Consider the following 20,646-nt stretch of genomic DNA (forward strand, 5'->3'; position numbering starts at 1 on the left):
GATGATCCGCACCGTCGCCACCAAACCCTATCCCGACCAGAAGCCCGGCACCTCCGGGCTGCGTAAAAAGGTCCCGGTGTTCCAGCAGGAGCACTATGCCGAGAACTTCGTCCAGTCGATCTTCGATGCGCTGGACGGGTTCGAGGGCAAAACCCTGGTGATCGGCGGCGACGGCCGCTTCTATAACCGCGAGGTCATCCAGAAGGCCATCGCCATGGCCGCGGCAAACGGCTTCGGCAAGGTGATGGTCGGGCAGGGCGGCATCCTGTCCACGCCGGCCGCTTCGCATGTCATCCGCAAATACAAGACCTTTGGCGGCATCATCCTGTCGGCCAGCCACAATCCGGGTGGCCCGCATGAGGATTTCGGCATCAAGTACAATGCCGGCAATGGCGGCCCGGCGCCGGAAAAGCTGACCGACGCGATCTTCGAAAAAACCAAGGCGATTTCAAGCTTCAAGATCGCCGATATCGGGCAGGTCGACATCGACACGATCGGCACGGTCAAGACGGGGGACATGACCGTCGAAATCATCGATCCTGTCGCCGACTATGCCGAACTGATGGAAAGCCTGTTCGATTTCGACGCATTGCGGGCGCTGTTCAAGTCGGGCTTCCGCATGCGCTTCGACGCCATGCATGCGGTGACCGGCCCCTACGCCAAGGAGATCCTCGAAAACCGGCTCGGCGCGCCCAACGGCACCGCCCGCAATTTCATTCCGCTGCCGGATTTCGGCGGCCATCATCCCGATCCCAATCTGGTGCATGCGAAACACCTCTACGACGAGATGATGGGGCCGGATGCGCCAGACTTTGGCGCCGCCTCGGATGGCGACGGCGACCGCAACCTGATCATAGGCAAGGGAATTTTCATCACCCCGTCTGATTCGGTGGCGATGCTCGCCGCCAACGCCCATCTGGCGCCGGGCTACAAGGCCGGGCTGAAAGGCATCGCCCGCTCGATGCCGACCAGCGGTGCTGCCGACCGGGTCGCCGAAAAGCTCGGCATCGGCATCTACGAGACGCCGACCGGCTGGAAATTTTTCGGCAATCTGCTCGATGCCGGCATGGCAACGATCTGCGGCGAGGAGAGTGCGGGGACCGGCTCCAACCATGTCCGCGAAAAGGACGGCCTGTGGGCTGTGCTTCTATGGCTTAACATCCTTGCCGTGCGCGGCGAAAGCGCCAAGCAGATCGTCACCCAGCATTGGGCGGCCTATGGCCGTAACTACTATTCGCGCCACGACTACGAGGAGGTCGAGACCGACCGTGCCAACGCGCTTGTCGACGAACTGCGGGCCAAGCTTGGCTCGCTGCCTGGCACCAGCGTGCGCGGCATGACGATCGCCAGCGCCGATGATTTCGCCTATCACGATCCGGTCGACGGCTCGGTCAGCAAGAACCAGGGCATCAGGGTGTTGTTCGAAGGCGGCTCACGCGTCGTCTTCCGCCTGTCCGGCACCGGCACCTCGGGCGCGACGCTACGGCTTTATGTCGAGCGCTACGAGCCGGACACGAACCGCCACGATCTCGACACCCAGGAGGCGCTTGCCGATCTGATCGCGGCGGCCGACGACATTGCCGGGATTCGCAGCCACGCCGGCCGCGCCAAGCCGAGCGTCATCACCTGATGTCGTCGGGACTATCCGCCGGCTATCGTCCGCGATTTGGCGGGCTTGCCGGGGAGGGCGGCATCCGCTTCGCCGCATGGTCCTCGTTGGCTCGGCGCATCTGGGTCTCGATCTTCGACGCGCGCGGCAACCGCGAAATCGACCGGCTGGAACTCCAGTCGGAAGGCGAGGGCGTCCACGCACTTTTTGTTGCCGGTCTCGCCGCCGGCACCCGATACGGGTTCCGTGCCGATGGCGACTACGCGCCGGAACACGGTCTCTGGTTCGATCCCGACAAGCTGCTGGCCGATCCCTATGCCGTCGAGATCGACAGGCCCTATGCCTATGACGGCCGGCTAGCCGCGCGCCGGGGCGAGGGGGCCGACACGGCGCCGCTGATGCCGAAAGCAATCGCCGGCGCCTTGCCGGAACCCTTGCCCGCCTTGCCGCCGCTGTTTCGGCCCGGCGGCCTTATCTACGAAGTGCCGGTACGCGCCTTCACAAAGCTGCATCCCGACATTCCCGAGAAGCAACGCGGCACCATTGCAGCGCTCGCTCACCCCCTTGTTGTCGAGCATCTGCAAAAACTCGGCGTGGCAGCCATTGAGTTGATGCCGGTGACTGCATCGATCGACGAACGGCATTTGCCGCCGCTCGGGCTGCGCAACGCCTGGGGTTATAATCCGGTGACCTTCATGGCGCTCGATCCGCGACTGGCGCCCGACGGTCTGGCCGAGTTGCGCGGAACGGTCGCCGCGCTGCACCAGGCCGGCATCGGCACCATTCTCGACCTGGTGTTCAACCACACCGGCGAAAGCGACCGGCTCGGCCCGACATTGTCGCTGCGCGGCCTCGACAGCCGCGCCTATTATCGGCACGAGCCGGACGGCGCTCTGGTCAATGACACCGGAACCGGCAATACGCTCGCCTGCGAGCATCCGGTCGTCCGGGAAATGGTCCTCGACACGCTTCGCCACTTTGTCCAGCGCGCCGGTGTCGACGGATTCCGCTTCGACCTGGCGCCGATCCTCGGCCGCGTCGACGGCGTTTTCGACGCCGATGCGCCGCTGCTGAACGCCATTCGCAAAGATCCTGTTCTTGGCGACCGGGTGCTGATCGCCGAGCCTTGGGATATCGGATCGGATGGCTATCAGCTCGGCAATTTTCCGCCGCCCTTCCTCGAATGGAACGACAAATGCCGTGACGATATCCGCCGTTTCTGGCGCGGCGACGGCGGCATTATCGGTGCCTTGGCGACGCGGCTTGCCGGTTCGTCCGATGTCTTTGCCAAACCGGGCCGGACAACGAGCCGCAGCATCAACTTCATCGCCGCGCATGACGGCATGACGCTGGCCGATATCGTTGCCTATGAGCACAAGCACAATGAGGCCAATGGCGAACAGAACCGCGATGGCCACGACGACAATCTGTCCTGGAACAATGGCCTCGAGGGCGAGACCGGCGACCAGTCAATCGTTACGGCCCGTTTCGATGACCAGTGCGCGCTGCTGGCGACGCTCTTTGCCTCGCGCGGCACGATCATGCTGACGGCCGGCGACGAGTTCGGCCGCACGCAGCGCGGCAACAACAACGCCTACGCGCAGGACAATGACATCACCTGGCTCGACTGGGCCGGGCGCGACCGGGCGCTGGAGCTGTACACGGTTCTGCTCGCCAAGATGCGTCGTGCCGTGCCGGCGCTCTTGGACACAACATTCCTGACCGGAGAACCGCCTGCGGGCTCGGAAATCCCAGACGTAGCCTGGCTGACGGAAACCGGCATGCCGCTCGACGAGGCCGCCTGGCACGATGCCAGGCGGCACCGGCTGGTCATGATTCTCGGGAGCGGTGAGAACAGTCGCCTTGCGGTGATCATCAACGGCGACCGCCGGGCCTGCATGTTCACGCTGCCGGAACGGGCGGGTTTTCTTTGGCGCCCAGCTATCGAACCGGATAGTAGCGATATCTCGCGGCCGGTGCCTGGGCGAACGGTCCTGTTCATGATCGAAAGCAGGACAGCGCGGGCGGGCGCAGGGGAGAGCCATGATGGCTGACAATGCCGAATGGTGGCGCGGCTGCGTCATCTACCAGATCTACCCGCGCTCCTTCCAGGATACGACAGGCGACGGCAGCGGCGATCTCCGCGGCATCACCTCGAGGCTGGCCCATGTCGCATCGCTCGGTGTCGACGCGGTTTGGCTGTCGCCTTTCTTCAAGTCGCCAATGGCCGATATGGGTTACGACGTTTCGGATTACTGCGCCGTCGATCCGATGTTCGGCACATCAGAGGATTTCGACGCGCTGGTTGCCGAGGCACACCGGCTCGGCCTGAAGGTGATCATCGATCAGGTCTTGTCGCATTCGTCGGATCGGCACGAATGGTTCGTCGAAAGCCGCACGAGCCGCGACAACCCCAAGGCCGACTGGTACGTCTGGGCCGATGCGAAGCCCGACGGCACCGCCCCCAACAACTGGCTGTCGCTTTTCGGCGGCCCGGCCTGGGAATGGGACGCAACGCGCAGGCAATATTACCTGCACAATTTCCTCGCCTCGCAGCCGGACCTGAATTTCCACAACCCGCAGGTGCAGGACGCCTTGCTGGAAACGGTGCGGTTCTGGCTCGAGCGCGGCGTCGACGGTTTCCGGCTGGATACGGTCAACTATTACGTCCACGACCGCTGGCTGCGCAGCAACCCGCCTTTGGCGGAAAGCGTCGCCGGCACCAATACGGCAACCAGCCCCTATCTCTATCAGGAGCATCTGTTCGACAAGAGCCAGCCGGAAAACCTTGCTTTCCTCAGGCGCTTCCGGGCCTTGCTTGACGAATATGAAGGCCGCGTCGCTGTCGGCGAGATTGGCGACGAAACTCGTTCCTTGCAGACACTCGCCGCCTATACCGGCGGTGGCGACAAGCTCCAAATGTCCTATACCTTCGACCTGCTCGGCCCGCAATTCTCGGCGTCGCATGTGCGTGGCTGTGTCGAGGCCTTCGAGAGTAAGGTATTCGACGGCTGGGTTTGCTGGGCGTTCTCCAACCACGATGTCGTGCGCCATGTCAGTCGATGGACAAGTCCGGGCGGCGATCCGGACAGGGTGGCGAAGTTCTCGATCGTGCTGCTTTCCTGCCTGCGCGGATCGATCTGCCTCTACCAGGGCGAAGAACTCGGGCTGGAGGAGGCCGAACTGGCGTTCGAGGATTTGCGCGATCCCTTCGGCATCCGCTTTTGGCCGGCAATCAAGGGACGGGATGGGTGCCGAACGCCGATGGTCTGGGAGGCTGGCGCCGACAATGCCGGCTTTTCGACCAGCAAGCCGTGGCTTCCGGTCCCGGCAAGCCATCGCGCCCAGGCGGTCGACGTCCAGGACGGCGAGCAAACCTCCGTCCTGGCGAGCTACCGGGCGATGCTGGCCTTGCGCAAGCAGCATCCGGCGCTGGTTCGAGGCTCGATCCGGTTCCTCGATGCCGAAGGCGACGTCCTTGCTTTCATTCGCGAAGGCGGTGACGAAAAGCTGCTGTGTGTTTTCAATTTCGCCGACGTGCCGGCCGGCTGGCAATTGCCACCGGATCTGGAAGCGATAGAGCCGAGAGATCTTGGCGGTGCTGCCGGCGTCTTGCAGGAAAAAACTCTGTCGCTGCCGCCGCTGGGCTGCTTCCTCGGCCGGATCGGCTGAACTCTATTTCATTATCTCATTGAACGAGCACGGAGCGCCCGCAAGTCGCGCCGACAACCCGCACATCAGCCTCGCCGACATGCACGCCCACAGCTGCAAGCACGTTATAGACCAGTTCGTCGACCGGCGCCGTCACGCCGTTCAGAACCGTTACCACCGCCGGTTTAACCGTTCCGAGCAGGGCCGTCACGTCCAGCCCGAGGCCCAGTGCATTGACCGAGAGCGAGAGGCCGCTGACCAGCGATGTCGTGAGTGATTGCGTCAGGTTTTTTGTGGCGACAGTTTTTATCGTCTTGTTGGCGATATCGGTGCTGTCGAACGTCAATGCGGTCGGATCGTTGTTGGTGATGGCAAGTGATGACGAACCCTTCACATCGAGCAGATTGAGGGTGAGCAGCAGAAGCTTTACGCTTACCTGTGCAATCGTGGCATCGGAGAACGATTGCGGATTGCTGAAATCGGCGAAGGCCGATGGGTTGTTGTCGGCGTCGCTGGTGGCAAGGTGCAGCGAGGCCACGCCAGGCTGCGTGGCGATCGAGACCTTGATGCTATCCGGCCGGCCCGTCGGGCAGCTGATGTCGGTTAGCTTGGCTTCCGCATAGGCGACTTCGACATGCAGAGGCAGGTTGACGGACAGCAGACTGATGCCGCCGCCGAGATTGGAATTGCCGATGCCCACTGTGGTGACCAGCTTGATGCGCGTCTGCGCGGTGCGCACCACGGTGCCTTTTTCCCCGACGGCCAGCCAGGGTGAGTATTGCATCGGTTCACCGATGGCGATGGCGAGCGTGGTGGAGGTAAGTCCCGGAATAGTGGCGCCGAGATCGACCTGGACCTGGTTTGAGCCATTGGCCAGCGAGGCGGCGGCACCCAGCATGCCCATCGCGCTTGCGTCGACGGAAAAGCCGGGAGACTTTTGTCCGAGGCCGAGCTTACCGATCGAGCCAAGATCGATAAGATGACTGAGGGGTATCTTGACTGTGTTGGTGGCCCTCGACGCGATCGTCTGCAGCACAAGTTTGCTGGCGCTGCCCGACCCGGACGCATTGGCCATGGCGGTCGCGATCTGGCCTACCGTCGCTTTTGACGCCAGCACGTCGGAATAGCTGACACCTGTCAGTTGCAACTGTACGGCAAGGGCATCGACGAACGAAAGCACGTTTACATCGGCCGAGATCAGCGCGTTGTAGTCCATGACGCTGAGCGAAATGTTGGCGCCCAGCAACTTGCTGAGAAGCGCGTTGAGGATGCCGCCATTGACGCTGAGGAGCCTGGACCCGACCGAGAACATCGCTTGCGGGGTCACACTGGCAATGGCTTCGGTGCCGACAACCGGAGTAGGGATGAGCGAACTGGCGAAATAGCGGGCGGGGATTTTTTGCAGAGTGACGCGAACGGCATTGTAAGGCGTTTTGCCGGCTTCGAAGCGCTTGTCGACACCAACGGAGGACGCCGCTGAGTATCGGCCGCCGGTGATCGACACGACGGTTTTGCCAACCGTGGGAACAATTGTCTGACCTGCCTTTTGAACAATGATGCCGGGCATTCGGTTGTCACTGAGCGTGGTTACCGCCGCGGCTTCCATATTGTTGATGTTCGACGCCGCGGTGATCGCCGCCAGATCGGTCATCGCCTGGGCTTCCCTGCGCTCCGTGTAGATCGAACCTTCGTCGACAGCGAAGGCCGCCAACCCCAGCGCGAACGGTGCTATCAGCGCCGTCATGACGGCAAAGTTCGCCTTCTCGTCGCCAACCATCGAGCGAGCGATCCGCCCGATGCCCCTCAGCAAGAACTGCGACATTTCAAATGCCTCCAATCCTGATGGTCGACCTGCGTGACATCGTGGTTTGCGGCATCGCAAGGCTGGGCAACAGGTTCCATATCGGCAGGTTGCTGGCATCGTACTGGATCGATACGACGAACTGATTTCCGTCGGCCGTGCTGTCCGTCGCCTGATAGGTCAGCTTGCCGGAATCGACGAACGGGTATCCACTGGCATTGTTTTTGACGAAACTCGCCACCAGCGCCTGGCGCTCGGTTTGATTCAATCCGGCAATTGCGGTGCGGGCGGCATCGGCGGCGATTTGCTGCAAGGAGTTGCTTGCACCAAAATAGATACCATATGCAACCATTCCGAGCAAAAGAAGGATAAAGATTGGGGAAAGCAGGGCGAACTCGACCGCGGAAGTTCCGGACTCTTCTCCAATCTTGCGTAGATTCGTCCGTACTTGGCGCAATATTTTACGCTTCAATGCGACAGTATTACTGTCTATCTTGTTCATTGCCCTTGCCCGTTGGAACCCAAGGTCGATGTGCCGATCCCATCGAAATTTGTAACCCTTGGTTGCCTAAGAACCAATTAATACAATCCGGTAAACTGAAATGATCGGCCAGATTATTTCCCAGATCGGCGTTCTGGCCAGGAAACCCAGTCAAACTCATGGTTTCGACCATTGATTGGCCGCCCGCAAAACGACTGCCCCGGCCCCCTTACTTTGGGTGACCCCGAGAGTCTGTTGAAATAAAAAATCTCCACGTTACTGTTTGGCCACCAGCTGCCGGAAAGGGAACCGGCTGCGCGCTCGAAAGGAACCAACCAATCGGTTTCGGGGCGTCAACACTTAGAGACGTGGCCGAAGGGCGACGCCATTAGGGAGAACTCCATGCTGAAACATGTGCTGAAGGCGACGGTACTCGCCACGACCATAGTCTTGGCCGCCGGTACGTTCTACACGCCGGCTTTCGCCGAGACCGTCTATAACCGCGGATCCGCCGCCGAAGCGGAGACGCTCGATCCGCACAAGACCTCGACGGTCTACGAAGCCGATATCATACGCGACCTGTTCCAAGGCCTCGTCATGCATGACCAGAAGACGAATCTCATTCCGGGCGCCGCCGAAAGCTGGACGGTGTCCGACGACGGCAAGGTCTACACATTCAAGCTGCGCAAGGACGGCCTCTGGTCGGATGGCAGCCCAGTGACGGCTGACGACTTCGTCTATTCTTTCCGTCGGCTAGAAGATCCGGCCACCGCTGCCGAATACGCTTCCATGCTCTATCCCGTCAAGAATGCGGAGGAGGTCAATACCAAGAAGGGCAAGCCGGAGGACATGGGCGTCAAGGCGATCGATGCTAACACCCTGGAAGTGACGCTGAAGGCGCCGACGCCGTATTTCCTGGAGATGCTGACCCACCAGGCGACCTATCCGGTCAATAAGGCGTCTATCGAAAAGCTTGGCGCCGACTGGATCAAGGCAGGCAAGCTGGTCTCCAACGGGGCCTTTACAGCGGCGGAGTGGATTCCCAACGACCATCTGAAGCTGGTCAAGAATCCGAAATTCTGGGATGCCGCGAGCGTCAAGTTCGACGTGGTCAACTACATCCCGACCGAGGATCGCTCGTCGGCGATGAAGCGCTTCGAGGCCGGCGAACTCGACAGTTACGGCGACCTGCCGACGGAACAGCTCGGCGACCTTAAGGCCAAATTCGGCGACCAGGTCCGTGTCGGGCCATATCTCGGCATCTACTATTATGCGATCAAGACCGATAAGGCGCCGTGGGATAATGTCGAGCTGCGCAACGCCATCTCGATGGCGATCGATCGCGACTTCCTGGCGGAGAAAGTCTGGCAGAATTCGATGCTGCCCGGCTATTCCATGGTGCCTCCCGGCATCGAGGGCTATACGCCGGCAATGGCCAAATACGCCGACATGCCGCAGATCGACCGCGAGGACGCTGCCAAGAAGATCCTCGAGAAACTCGGCTATACACCCGAGCATCCGCTGAAAATGCAGATCCGCTACAACACTTCGGAGAACCACAAGAATACGGCAGTCGCGATCCAGGAACAGCTGAAGCCGCTTGGCGTCGAGATCACACTCCTCAATACCGACACCAAGACCCACTACTCCTTCCTCGAGCAGAAGGGAGACTATGACGTGGCGCGCGCCGCCTGGATCGCCGACTACAAGGATCCCGAAACCTTCCTCGGCATCTCCCGCAAAGCCAGCGGCAACAACTATTCGGTCTACAACAACCCAAAATACGAGGCGGCGATGGACAAGGCGGCGGCCGCCGGCGGCAACCCTGCAGAACGCATGAAGGAACTCGCCGAGGCCGAGCGCATCCTCATCGATGACGTCGGCGAGATCCCGCTTCTCTACTACAGCTACCACGATATCGTTTCCTCGAAGCTGCATGGCTTCGACGACAATGTGATGGACATCCATCCGTCCCGCTTCATCAGCAAGGACTGATCCCTGGCCGGGCCACCGCGCATCGAATGCGCGGTGGCTTGCCGTCGCATCGGACGTCCGTGAATCGGATCGATTTTCGGAAGACCGATGCGAAGATTTGAAGGCCAGAGCGCAATCGTCCGGCTGGACGCCTTTGTTCTGGATCAAGCGGGGCACCGATGCTGCGTTACGTATTCCGGCGGCTTCTGACCGCCATTCCGACGCTGTTCGTCATCGTGACCATGGCGTTCTTTCTGATACGCGTCGCGCCGGGCGGCCCGTTCAACCAGGAGCGGGGCCTGAGCCCCGAGATCAGGGCCAATCTCGAAGCCCAGTTCGGCCTCAACGATCCGCTCTGGTTGCAGTACCTCCACTATCTCGGCAATCTTCTGCGCGGCAATTTCGGCCCCAGCTACAACATGCCGGATTTCACCGTCGGCGAGTTGTTCAAGGAGGGCCTGCCGATCTCAATCCAGCTCGGCGCTTCGGCGCTCGTTCTGGCGCTGCTCCTCGGCAGCGTGCTCGGCACTGTTGCCGCGCTCAACCAGAACAAGCTTGCCGACTATTCGGTGATCGCGCTGGCGACCGCCGGCAGCACCATACCGACCTTTGTCATCGCCCCGGTAATCCAGCTTGTATTCGGATTGACCTGGAAGCTGCTGCCGATCGGCGGCTGGGGCGATGGAGCCCTCATCAATAAGGTCGGCCCGGTGCTGACGCTCGCTCTTCCGCAGATCGCCATCGTCGCCCGATTGATGCGCGGCTCGATGATCGAATCGCTGCACTCGCATCACATCCGCACCGCGCGCGCTCTCGGCCTGTCCGACTGGTCGGTCGTCGTCAAGCATGCACTGCGCGGCGCCATCCTGCCGATCGTCTCCTTCACCGGTCCGGCAGCCGCAGCCCTTCTCACCGGCTCGGTCATCGTCGAGACCATCTTCTCTATCCCGGGCATCGGCCGCCATTTTGTCGTTGCTGCACTCAACCGCGACTACACGCTGGTGATGGGGACGGTGGTGGTCATCGCGCTCTTCACAATTGTCTTCAACCTGATCGTCGACGTCCTCTATGGGGTCGTCGATCCGAGGGTGCGCTATGACTGATATCGCAGTTGCCGCACCGGTCGTCGGCCGGTCCCTGTGGGGTGACGCCTGGGCGCGCCTCAAGGCCAATCGCGCGGCCATGTTCAGCCTCTATTATCTTGCCTTCATCGCCGTCATCAGCGTGTTTGGGCCCTATTTCGTGCCGCACCAATACACCACCATCTATGCCGACTATGTCCGTACGCCGCCGAGCTTCTCCGCCTATCCGAAGGCCGACATGATCGAAGGCGCTCTCGATGAGGCGATCAGGCGAATGCGCGTCGACATCAAGGAGTGGCGGCAGGAGGACAGCCGTGTGTTCGTTACCGTCAAATCGTCCAAGCCGATCGATGACCGCAACATTCGCTACCTTGATCGTTCCGATACCTTTGATGACACAAAGATCGAGAGCAAATCGCCGGACGGTCTCGAAATGGTGATGAGTGCCTCGATCAAGCAGCAATATTTCCTGTTCGGCACCGACAATACCGGCCGCGATCTCCTGTCCCGAACGCTGATGGCCGGGCGCATATCGCTAGCCATCGGCCTGCTTGCCGGCATTGTGGCCGTGGTCATCGGCGTGCTCTACGGCGCCAGCGCCGGCCTTGCCGGCGGCAGGGTCGACGAGGTGATGATGCGTGTCGTCGACGTGCTTTATTCTTTGCCGTTCATCTTCTTCGTCATCATGCTGGTGGTGTTCTTCGGCAGGAACTTCGTGCTGATGTTCCTGGCGGTCGGCGCGGTGCTGTGGCTCGACATGGCGCGCATCGTGCGCGGACAAGCGCTGTCGATCCGCCGGCAGGAATATGTCCAGGCGGCGGAAGCGATGGGCGTCGGCCAGCGAGGCATTCTGCTGCGCCATGTGATCCCCAATTTGCTCGGGCCGGTGGTGATCTACATGACGCTGCTGGTGCCGCAGGTCATTATCCTGGAGAGTTTTTTGTCGTTCCTCGGGCTTGGCGTCCAGGAACCGATGACCAGCTGGGGCGTGCTGATCTCGGTTGGCGCCCAGAACATCGGCTCGGCCAACTGGCTGCTTCTTTTCCCGGCCTTCTTTCTCGTCTCCACGCTGTTCGCGCTGAATTTCGTCGGCGATGGGCTGCGCGATGCGCTCGACCCGAAGGATCGTTGAGATGGCCGCTTCCGAAACCATCCTCAGCGTCAAGGACCTTCGGGTCCGCTTCCGCACCCTCGACGGTGTGGTGGAGGCGGTGAAGGGCATCAATATCCACGTCAAATCAGGCGAAACCGTCGCCGTCGTCGGCGAATCCGGTTCCGGCAAGAGCCAGACGATGATGGCGGCGATGAGCCTGCTCGCCTCGAACGGCGAAGCCACCGGCACCGTCGATTATCGCGGCCGCAATCTTTTGACCTTGAGCAAGCCCGAGCTCAACAAGATCCGCGGCCGCAAGATCAGCATGATCTTCCAGGAGCCGATGACGTCGCTAGACCCGCTCTATTCGATCGGCAACCAGCTGATCGAGCCGATCCGCAAGCATCGCGGACTTGGCGCCGCCGCGGCGCGCGAGGAGGCGCTCAAGCTGCTGCGGCTGGTCCATATTCCCGATCCGGAGCGGCGGATGAAATCCTATCCGCACGAGTTGTCGGGCGGTCAGCGCCAGCGCGTCATGATCGCCATGGCGCTGGCCAACGACCCCGACATACTGATCGCCGACGAGCCGACGACCGCGCTCGACGTCACCATCCAGGCGCAGATCCTCATGCTGCTCGCCGAATTGCAGCGCAAGCTCGGCATGGCGATCGTCTTCATCACCCACGATCTCGGCATCGTCCGGCGCTTTGCCGATCGGGTCTATGTGATGCGCTATGGCGAGGTGGTCGAGGAGGGCGAGGCGGAAGCGATCTTCGCCAACCCGCAGCACGGCTACACCAAGATGCTACTTGCCGCCGAACCGACCGGCACCAAGGCGCCGCCGCCTCCGAATGCCCCTGTCCTGCTTGAAGGCAGGAACGTCGAGGTGACCTTCAAGATCGGCGGCGGATTTCTTGGCGGCGAGCCGCTGCTGCTGCGCGCCGTCGATCGCATTTCGATACGGCTGAAGCGCAACCAGACGATCGGCATCGTCGGCGAATCCGGCTCGGGAAAATCGACGCTCGGCCGCGCCTTGCTGCGGCTCCTGCCCAGCGACGGTATCATCCGGCTTGGTGACCGCGACATTTCCCACGCCGACCGCCAGGCGATGCGGCCGCTGCGGCGCGAATTGCAGCTGGTTTTCCAGGATCCGTTCGGCTCGCTGTCGCCACGCATGACCGTCGGCCAGATCATCACCGAGGGGCTTCTGGTCCATGAGCCCAATCTGTCGGGCAGGCAGCGCGATCTCCGCGCGGTCGATGCCTTGCTCGAAGTCGGGCTCGACCCGAACACGCGCAACCGCTATCCGCATGAATTCTCCGGCGGTCAGCGGCAGCGCATCGCCATTGCGCGCGCCATGATACTGAAGCCGAAAGTGGTGGTGCTGGACGAGCCGACCTCGGCGCTGGACCGCTCCGTGCAGAAGCAGATCGTCGAATTGCTGCGCAAGCTGCAGGCCGACCACGAGCTGTCCTATCTGTTCATCAGCCACGATCTCGCCGTCGTGCGCGCCATGGCCGACTACATCATCGTCATGAAGCAGGGCAAGATCGTCGAGGAGGGACCGGCCGAGGCAATCTTCAGCAATCCGCAGGCAACCTATACGCAGACACTGATGGCCGCGGCCATCGACGTGACGCGATTTCGCCTGAGCGCATAGCGCGATTGGTCAGAACTGCGGCGGATGGTGGTTGTTTCGGGAACAAAAACAGCTAAGCCGCTGTTTTTTCTGGTCGGAGTGGCAGGATTTGAACCTGCGACCCCATCGTCCCGAACGATGTGCGCTACCAGGCTGCGCTACACTCCGTGACCAGACCGCGGGCTTATAGCCGCCGCGTTTGGTTACTGCAAGCGCCAATGGCAGCGCTTCTGTCGCATTTCTTTCGCTTTCGCCGCCACGTCATACAGGTTTCAGTTTCCTGTCGCACAAACACGGCTTAAAGGGCTTCTGGGTAACCGTCCACTTGCCTCGAAGCACCTGATTCAGCCGCCTGGAGTTTGCAGCCTTGTCGATGAAGATCGTTAGCGATGTCAGACCAAACACTTTTGAGTTTGAAACCTCGGCGCTGATCAAGCCGTCTGGGTTTCGCGAATATGATGCGCGCTGGTGGTTCGGCCATCCCGGCTCGAACGAAACGCCGGAACTCAATCTGATCGGCGTCCAGGCGCTCGGCATGGGGCTCGGCACGCTGATCCGTCGCCTGGGTGCCGGGCCCGACATCGTCACCGGTCACGATTTCCGCTCCTATTCGCTTGCCATCAAGCTGGCGCTGGTTTCCGGGCTGATGGCCGCTGGCGCACGGGTCAAGGATGTCGGGCTGGCCCTGTCGCCGATGGCTTATTTCGCCCAGTTCGCGCTCGACACGCCGTCCGTTGCCATGGTCACTGCCTCGCACAACGAGAATGGCTGGACCGGCGTCAAGATGGGCGCGGCGCGCCCGCTCACTTTTGGTCCGGAGGAGATGAGCGCGTTGAAGGCAATCGTGCTCTCAGGCGATTTCGATCTTGTCGGTGGCGGCTCCTATGACTTCGTTGCGGACTTCCGCAAAACTTACCTTGACGATCTGACAGCAGGAAAGGGTATCTCCAGGAAGCTCAAGGTGGTGGCCGCCTGCGGCAACGGCACCGCCGGGGCTTTCGCTCCCGAGGCACTGGAAAGGATCGGCTGCGAGGTGATCCCGCTCGACGTCGAGCTCGATCATACGTTTCCCAATTACAATCCCAACCCCGAAGACATGCAGATGCTGCACGCCATTCGCGACAAGGTGCTGGAAACGGGCGCCGACGTCGGGCTTGGCTTCGACGGCGACGGCGATCGCTGCGGCGTGGTGGACAATGAAGGCAACGAGATTTTCGCCGACAAGGTCGGCGTCATGCTGGCGCGCGACATTTCGCACCTCTATCCCGGCTCGACTTTCGTCGTCGACGTCAAGTCGACCGGATTGTTCATGACTGACAAGGTGTTGCGGGAAAATGGCGCGGTCACCGACTATTGGAAAACCGGTCACTCCTATATCAAGCGGCGCGTCGCCGAACTCGGCGCCGCCGCCGGTTTCGAAAAATCGGGCCATTTCTTCTTCAATCCGCCGATCGGCCGCGGCTATGACGATGGCCTGGTCACGGCCATCGCCATATGCCAGATGCTGGATCGCAGCCCGCAAAGCAGCATGGCCGACCTCTATCGCGATCTGCCGCTGACCTTCGGCACGCCGACCATGTCGCCACACTGCGCCGACGAGCTCAAATACGGCGTCGTCGAGCGGGTCGTAGGCGACTTTCGCAAGATGAAGGACGAGGGCACGGTCTTCGCCGGCCAGAAGATCGCCGAACTGATCACCGTCAACGGCGTCAGGGTCGTGGCGGAGGATGGTACATGGGGGTTGGTGAGGGCATCATCGAACAAGCCGGAGCTTGTGGTGGTGGTGGAGAGCCCGGTATCGTCCGAGCGGCGCCGGCAGATGTTCGAAGCCGTCGATGCGGTGCTGCGCCGCAGCCCCGAAGTCGGCGCCTACAATCAGACCTTTTGAGCACGAGGCTTGTTTTCATGACCGAACGGATCGTCAGTTTTGTGATGAGCGGCGGCGTCGGCTCGCGGCTGTGGCCGTTGTCGCGCGAGGACAATCCCAAGCAGTTCCATGATTTCTCCGGCGACGGCTCAATGCTGGCCAAGACGCTGCGCCGGCTGACCGCGCGGCTGGAAGGCGAAACGCCGGTTTTCCTGATTGCCTCGGAAAGGCATGCCGACCGCGTTCATGCCGACATTGCCGGTCACGAGCTTTCCGGCGGCGGCCCGCTGTTCGAGCCGACCGGACGCAACACCGCCGCGGCCGTCGCCTTGGCAAGCCTGCGCACGCTGTCGGAATTCGGCGACAGCCTGGTGCTGGTGGTGCCGTCCGATCATGAGATCGCGACGCCACAGCAATTCTGGCGGAGCATCGAGGCCGGCACGGCGGCCGCGCGCCAAGGCAGGCTGGTGGTGTTCGGCATCAAGCCCGCCCAACCCGAGACCGGTTACGGCTACATCGAGGTGGCCGGCGAGCGCGATGGCATCTGCGATGTCTCGCGTTTCGTCGAAAAACCCGATCTCGCCACGGCGCAGAGCTATCTCGAGGCCGGCAATTTCTACTGGAACACCGGCATTTTCCTGTTTCGCGCCAGTGCCATGCGCGACGCGTTCATGGCCTTCCAGCCCGACATCTGGAGCGCCACAGAGGCTGCCTACCAGGCTGCGACATCGGATCTTTCCGGCCTCTACATGCCTCTGGAGCTCTATGCCGCCATCCCATCGACATCGATCGACTATGCGATCATGGAGCGCGCCAGCGGCATCGCCATGGTGCCGGCCGGCTTTCGCTGGAACGATCTCGGCTCCTGGCAATCGCTGCTCGATGTCGGCCCCTCCGACAGGCAGGGCAATGTCATCGTCGGCGATGTCGTCGCCATCGATTGCGAGAACTCCTATATCCGCAGCGACGGCCGCCTGCTGTCGGCCATAGGCCTGAAGGACGTCGCCATCGTGTCGACCGCCGACGCCACTTTCGTTGCTCCGGTCAGCCACAGCCAAAACGTCAAAAAGATCGTCGAGCAGCTCGAAAAAAGCGGCCGCCTTGAGACCAGGTTCACGCCCGCCGACGATCGCGTCATCGAAAGCGGCGCCTGGCAGCGCCGCGTGCACCATTGGCTGTTCGAGGAGACGGTGCCGTTGTGGTCGACGGTCGGCGTCGATGAGCGCCATGGCGGGTTCCACGAGGCGCTCGGCTTCGATGCCGCCCCCCTGATGAAACCCAAGCGCATGCGCACGCAGGCCAGGCAGATCTACGCCTTCGCCGTCGCCAAGGCGCGCGGCTGGAACGGCCCTGCCGATCGGCTGATCAGCCACGGTCTCGAATTCATGGCCAGGCACGGACGTACCGACAATGGCGGCTGGGTACGCACGCTCAACGTCGACGGCACCGTCGCCGACGCCGCCGAGGATGCCTATGACCATTCCTGCGTGCTCCTGGCGCTGGCGCATGCCCATATGTGCGGCAATCCCGATGCGTTGCGGCTTGGCCAGGAGACCTTTGCGTTCATCGACGCGCATCTCGAGGACGAACGCCTGACCGGCTTCCGCGAGACCTCGAGCGGCGAGGGCGAGCGCCGCTCCAACCCGCACATGCATCTGCTCGAGGCATTCCTGGCTTGGCATCAGGCGACCGGCGAGCGCGCCTATCTTCGTCGCGCCGCGCGCATCGTCGATCTGTTTCGCAGCCATTTCTTCGACCCGGAAAGCTGGACGCTGGGTGAGTATTTCGACCATGAATGGCGGCCGGCCCCTGGCGAGAAGGGCACGTGGACCGAACCTGGCCATCATTTCGAATGGGCCTCGCTGCTGGTCGACTTCGCCGGGCGCAGCGGCCAGAGCGGCTTGACCGGTCTTGCCCGGAAGCTTTACGCGTCGGCGATTGCCAATGGCCTGAACCGCGCCACGGGCCTCGCCTACGGCGCCGTCTCGCGGCAAGGACTGCCGCTCGACCGCGTCTCGCGCAGCTGGCCGCAGGCCGAAGCGATCAAGGCGGCGATCGCGCTGGACGGTTCGGGCGGTCCCGACCTGAAGCCGGAAATCGAGGCGCGTGTCGGCCGGCTGTTCCGCTGGCACATCAATCCGGCACCGCTCGGCCTGTGGATCGACCGCATTGACGAGCGTGGCCGCTCCTTGGCGAGCGAGGTGCCGGCCAGCATCTTCTATCATCTCGTCTGCGCGCTGACGCAGTATCTGGACGGCACTGCGCCCAAGGATCAGTACGGGCTGGCGACATCACCCGTCTCGACGTAGACCGACTTCAGCTGCGAATAGAGCGCCAGTGCCGCGAGCGAATTCTCGCGGCCGATGCCGGACTGCTTGAAGCCGCCGAACGGGATTTCGACCGGCGTCAGATTGTAGGCGTTGATCCAGCAGGTGCCGGCCTGCAGTTCGGCGATGACACGATGGGCGCGCGCCAGGTCGCGCGTGAACACGCCGGCGGCGAGGCCGAATTCGGTATCGTTGGCGCGCTCGATCACCTCGTCCTCGCTGTCGAATTTCAGCACACTCATCACCGGCCCGAAAATCTCCTCGCGCGCGATGCGCATCGTGTCGGTGACACCGGTGAACACCGTCGGCTCGACGAAGAAGCCGCCCTGGAAGCCCTGCAGCGAAGGCACGTTTCCGCCGCAGGCGAGCACCGCGCCATCCTGCTTGCCGGCCTCGATGTAAGAGACCACCTTGTCGTGCTGCGCCTTCGAGACCAGCGGCCCCATCTGCGTGTCCAGATCGAGCGGATCGCCGATGCGGATTTTCTTCGTCCGTTCGGTCAGCCTCTCGACGAAACGGTCATGGATGCTGCTCTGCACGAAGACCCGCGTGCCGTTGGAGCAGATCTGGCCGGTCGAATAGAAATTGCCGAGCATCGCGCCGCCGATGGCATTTTCGAGGTTGGCGTCTTCGAAGACGATCAGCGGCGACTTGCCGCCGAGCTCCATCGTCGCGTGCTTCATCTTCGAGCCGGCGAGCGACAGCACCTTGCGGCCGGTCGGCACCGAGCCGGTCACCGAGACCTTTGCGACGACATCATGTCCGACAAGACCGGCGCCGACATCGCCAAAACCCTGCACGACGTTGAACAGCCCGTCGGGCAGCCCGGCCTCGGTGTAGATCTCGGCGAGCGCCAGCGCTGAAAGCGGCGTGTTCTCCGAGGGCTTGAACACCATCGCATTGCCCATGGCGAGGGCCGGCGCCGACTTCCAGCCGGCGATCTGGATCGGGTAATTCCAGGCGCCGATGCCGACGCAGACGCCGAGCGCCTCGCGCCTGGTATAGGCAAAGGGTCCGCCGAGATCGACGGCCTCGCCATTAAAGGCGGCGACGGCGCCGCCGAAATATTCCAGGCAGTCGGCCGCCGACGGGGCATCGGCGACCAGCGTCTCCTGGATCGGCTTACCGGTATCCAGCGTCTCGATGCGCGCCAGATCGGCATTGCGCGCGCGCAAAATGTCGGCGGCGCGGCGCAGGATGCGGCCGCGTTCGACCGCCTTCAGCCGCGCCCAGGCCGGTTGTGCTGCACGCGCCGCCTCGATCGCGAGCTCCAGCACGTTCGGCGTCGCCGAGCGCAGGATGGCGATGGTCTCGCCGGTTGCCGGATAGATAACCGGCAGCGCTGCGCCGCGCTCGTCGTCGATATAGCGGCCGTTGACATAATGCGATGCCGTTGGCTGGGCGCGCATGACTGTTCTCCAAATCGTCTTGTCGCGGCATGCGGAATATGCGTCCGCCGGATCATGGCCTATCTGTCCGACACCTGCCAGCGCGGATTGATCCATGGTTCCTGGTTGGACGGTGGCAGCGGCGTACGCCCGAGAATGTGGTCGGCGGCCTTCTCGCCGGTCATGATCGACGGCGCGTTGAGATTGCCGTTGGTGACGCGTGGAAAGATCGAGGAATCGGCGACCCGAAGCCCTTCGACGCCAATGACGCGGCATTCCGGATCGACGACGCTCATCGCATCATCGGCACGGCCCAACTTGCAGGTGCCGCAAGGGTGGTAGGCGCTTTCGGCGTGGTCGCGAATGAAGGCGTCGAGCTCTTCATCCGATTGTACATGCGAGCCCGGCGACAGTTCCTTGCCTCGGTACGGATCGAAGGCCGCTTGCCCGAAGATCTCGCGGGTCAGCCGGATGCAGTGGCGGAACTCCATCCAGTCGTCCGGATGCGACATGTAGTTGAAGCGGATCACCGGGTTCGATTTGGGATCGGGCGAGCGCAGCGTGACTGAACCGCGCGACTTCGACCGCATCGGCCCGACATGCGCCTGGAAACCATGCGCCTTGGCCGCCGCCTTGCCGTCATAGCGGACCGCGGCCGGGATGAAGTGATACTGGATATCGGGATAGTCGACGCCGGCGCGCGAGCGCACGAAGGCGGCCGCCTCGAAATGATTGGTGGCACCGAGGCCGGATTTGAAGAACAGCCATTGTGCCCCGATCAGCGCCTTCGAGAACGGGTTCAAGACGGAGTTCAGCGTGATCGGCTTTGTCGATTCCTGCTGGATGTAAAGTTCCATATGGTCCTGCAGATTGCGGCCGACTCCGGGCCGGTCGGCGATCACCGGGATGCCGTTCTCCCTAAGGTGCTGGCCGGGGCCGATGCCGGACAGCATCAGGATCTTGGGCGAGTTGATCGAGGACGCGGCAACGATCACCTCGCGTCGCGCTCTGACCACCTGAATCCGTTTGCGCACTTCGATCTCGACGCCGGTGGCGCGTTGATTCTCGATGATTACCCGCCGGGCGAAACCCTTGACCAGGCTGACATTTTTCCGCCTCAGCGCCGGCCTCAGATAGGCGCTCGCGGCCGACCAGCGACGGCCGCCGCGGATGGTCTGCTCCATCGGCCCAAAGCCTTCCTGCTTCGCGCCGTTATAGTCGTCGGTCAGCTCGAAACCGGCCTGACGGCCTGCCTCGACGAAGGCGCCGTAGAGTGGGTTCGTCCTCGAGCCGCGCTGCACAGTCAGCGGGCCGCCGTGGCCGCGCCAGCCATTCTCGCCGCCTGCGCTGTCCTCCATGCGCTTGAAATAGGGGAGCACGTCGGCAAACCCCCAGCCGGCGGCACCCTGTTCGGCCCAATGGTCGAAGTCACGTGCATGGCCGCGCACATAGACCATGCCGTTGATCGAGGATGAGCCGCCGATGACCTTGCCGCGCGGCGTCGCCAGCACGCGGCCGCCGAGATGCGGCTCCGGCTCGCTGGCGAAGCCCCAGTCGTAAAGGCTCATATTGAGCGGGATCGACAGCGCCGACGGCATCTGGATCAGCGGCCCGATATCGCTGCCGCCATATTCGATGACGATCACCGAATGCTTGCCGTCCTCCGACAGCCGGTAGGCCATGGCCGAACCGGCCGAGCCGGAGCCGATGATGACGAAATCCGCTTCAAGCATG

13 protein-coding genes and 1 tRNA gene are annotated in these 20,646 nt (G+C 62.5%); 9 read left to right on the top strand and 5 right to left on the bottom strand.

Features of this window, described 5'->3' with window-relative positions; genetic code table 11:
- Position 1: 1 nt before the first annotated feature.
- From NKJ20_RS16020 to bglA, 3 genes are read left to right on the top strand one after another with little or no spacing between them, the layout of a single operon-like run.
- Positions 2-1,630, top strand: a complete 1,629-nt coding sequence (locus NKJ20_RS16020) for an alpha-D-glucose phosphate-specific phosphoglucomutase (RefSeq protein ID WP_352449096.1) — start codon at positions 2-4, stop codon at positions 1,628-1,630.
- Positions 1,630-3,663 (top strand): glycogen debranching protein GlgX, encoded by a 2,034-nt coding sequence (glgX, locus tag NKJ20_RS16025; protein WP_352745222.1) that lies wholly within the window; start codon positions 1,630-1,632, stop codon positions 3,661-3,663. The genes NKJ20_RS16020 and glgX overlap by 1 nt, the downstream gene beginning before the upstream one ends.
- Positions 3,653-5,281, top strand: a complete 1,629-nt coding sequence (gene bglA / locus NKJ20_RS16030) for a beta-galactosidase BglA (protein ID WP_352745224.1) — start codon at positions 3,653-3,655, stop codon at positions 5,279-5,281. The genes glgX and bglA overlap by 11 nt, the downstream gene beginning before the upstream one ends.
- 16 nt (positions 5,282-5,297) lie before the next feature.
- On the opposite strand, the gene NKJ20_RS16035 is transcribed toward bglA, so the two are convergent.
- Positions 5,298-7,082 (bottom strand): pilus assembly protein TadG-related protein, encoded by a 1,785-nt coding sequence (locus tag NKJ20_RS16035; RefSeq protein WP_352745226.1) that lies wholly within the window; start codon positions 7,080-7,082, stop codon positions 5,298-5,300.
- A gap of 1 nt (position 7,083) precedes the next feature.
- Complete coding sequence (locus NKJ20_RS16040; RefSeq protein WP_352449092.1) at positions 7,084-7,563, bottom strand: TadE family protein; 480 nt, start codon at positions 7,561-7,563, stop codon at positions 7,084-7,086.
- A gap of 381 nt (positions 7,564-7,944) precedes the next feature.
- On the opposite strand from NKJ20_RS16040, the gene NKJ20_RS16045 reads away from it, so the two are divergent.
- The 4 genes from NKJ20_RS16045 to NKJ20_RS16060 all read left to right on the top strand — a co-directional run bounded on the left by NKJ20_RS16045 (position 7,945) and on the right by NKJ20_RS16060 (position 13,351).
- Positions 7,945-9,537 carry a peptide ABC transporter substrate-binding protein gene (locus NKJ20_RS16045; RefSeq protein WP_352745228.1) on the top strand — a complete coding sequence of 531 codons (1,593 nt, stop codon included), beginning with the start codon at positions 7,945-7,947 and terminating at the stop codon, positions 9,535-9,537.
- Positions 9,538-9,695: 158 nt separating this feature from the next.
- Positions 9,696-10,619, top strand: a complete 924-nt coding sequence (locus NKJ20_RS16050; RefSeq protein ID WP_352745231.1) for an ABC transporter permease subunit — start codon at positions 9,696-9,698, stop codon at positions 10,617-10,619.
- Entirely contained in the window at positions 10,612-11,730 is a 1,119-nt protein-coding gene (locus tag NKJ20_RS16055) for an ABC transporter permease (RefSeq protein WP_352745233.1), read from the top strand. Before NKJ20_RS16050 ends, NKJ20_RS16055 begins: the two co-directional genes overlap by 8 nt.
- 1 nt (position 11,731) lies before the next feature.
- Entirely contained in the window at positions 11,732-13,351 is a 1,620-nt protein-coding gene (locus tag NKJ20_RS16060; protein ID WP_352449088.1) for an ABC transporter ATP-binding protein, read from the top strand.
- A 70-nt stretch (positions 13,352-13,421) separates the two neighbouring features.
- Here NKJ20_RS16060 and NKJ20_RS16065 read toward each other — a convergent pair.
- Positions 13,422-13,498 (bottom strand) — tRNA-Pro (locus NKJ20_RS16065).
- A gap of 205 nt (positions 13,499-13,703) precedes the next feature.
- Between NKJ20_RS16065 and NKJ20_RS16070 the strand changes: the two genes are divergently transcribed.
- The gene (locus NKJ20_RS16070; protein WP_502902809.1) at positions 13,704-15,218 is read left to right on the top strand and encodes a phosphomannomutase/phosphoglucomutase; all 1,515 of its coding nucleotides are present in this window, start codon (positions 13,704-13,706) and stop codon (positions 15,216-15,218) included.
- A 17-nt stretch (positions 15,219-15,235) separates the two neighbouring features.
- Positions 15,236-17,506 carry an AGE family epimerase/isomerase gene (locus NKJ20_RS16075; protein ID WP_352745237.1) on the top strand — a complete coding sequence of 757 codons (2,271 nt, stop codon included), beginning with the start codon at positions 15,236-15,238 and terminating at the stop codon, positions 17,504-17,506.
- Here NKJ20_RS16075 and betB read toward each other — a convergent pair.
- A complete protein-coding gene (betB, locus tag NKJ20_RS16080) occupies positions 17,470-18,933 on the bottom strand; it encodes a betaine-aldehyde dehydrogenase (protein ID WP_352449085.1) in 1,464 nt (487 codons plus the stop codon). The two genes, NKJ20_RS16075 and betB, sit on opposite strands and share 37 nt — an antisense overlap.
- Before the next feature lie 59 nt (positions 18,934-18,992).
- Positions 18,993-20,645, bottom strand: a complete 1,653-nt coding sequence (betA, locus tag NKJ20_RS16085) for a choline dehydrogenase (protein ID WP_352745240.1) — start codon at positions 20,643-20,645, stop codon at positions 18,993-18,995.
- Between the last annotated feature and the right edge of the window lies 1 nt (position 20,646).

Origin of the sequence: Mesorhizobium sp. M0185, from assembly GCF_040322175.1 — a bacterium.
Classification (GTDB): Bacteria; Pseudomonadota; Alphaproteobacteria; order Rhizobiales; family Rhizobiaceae; genus Mesorhizobium.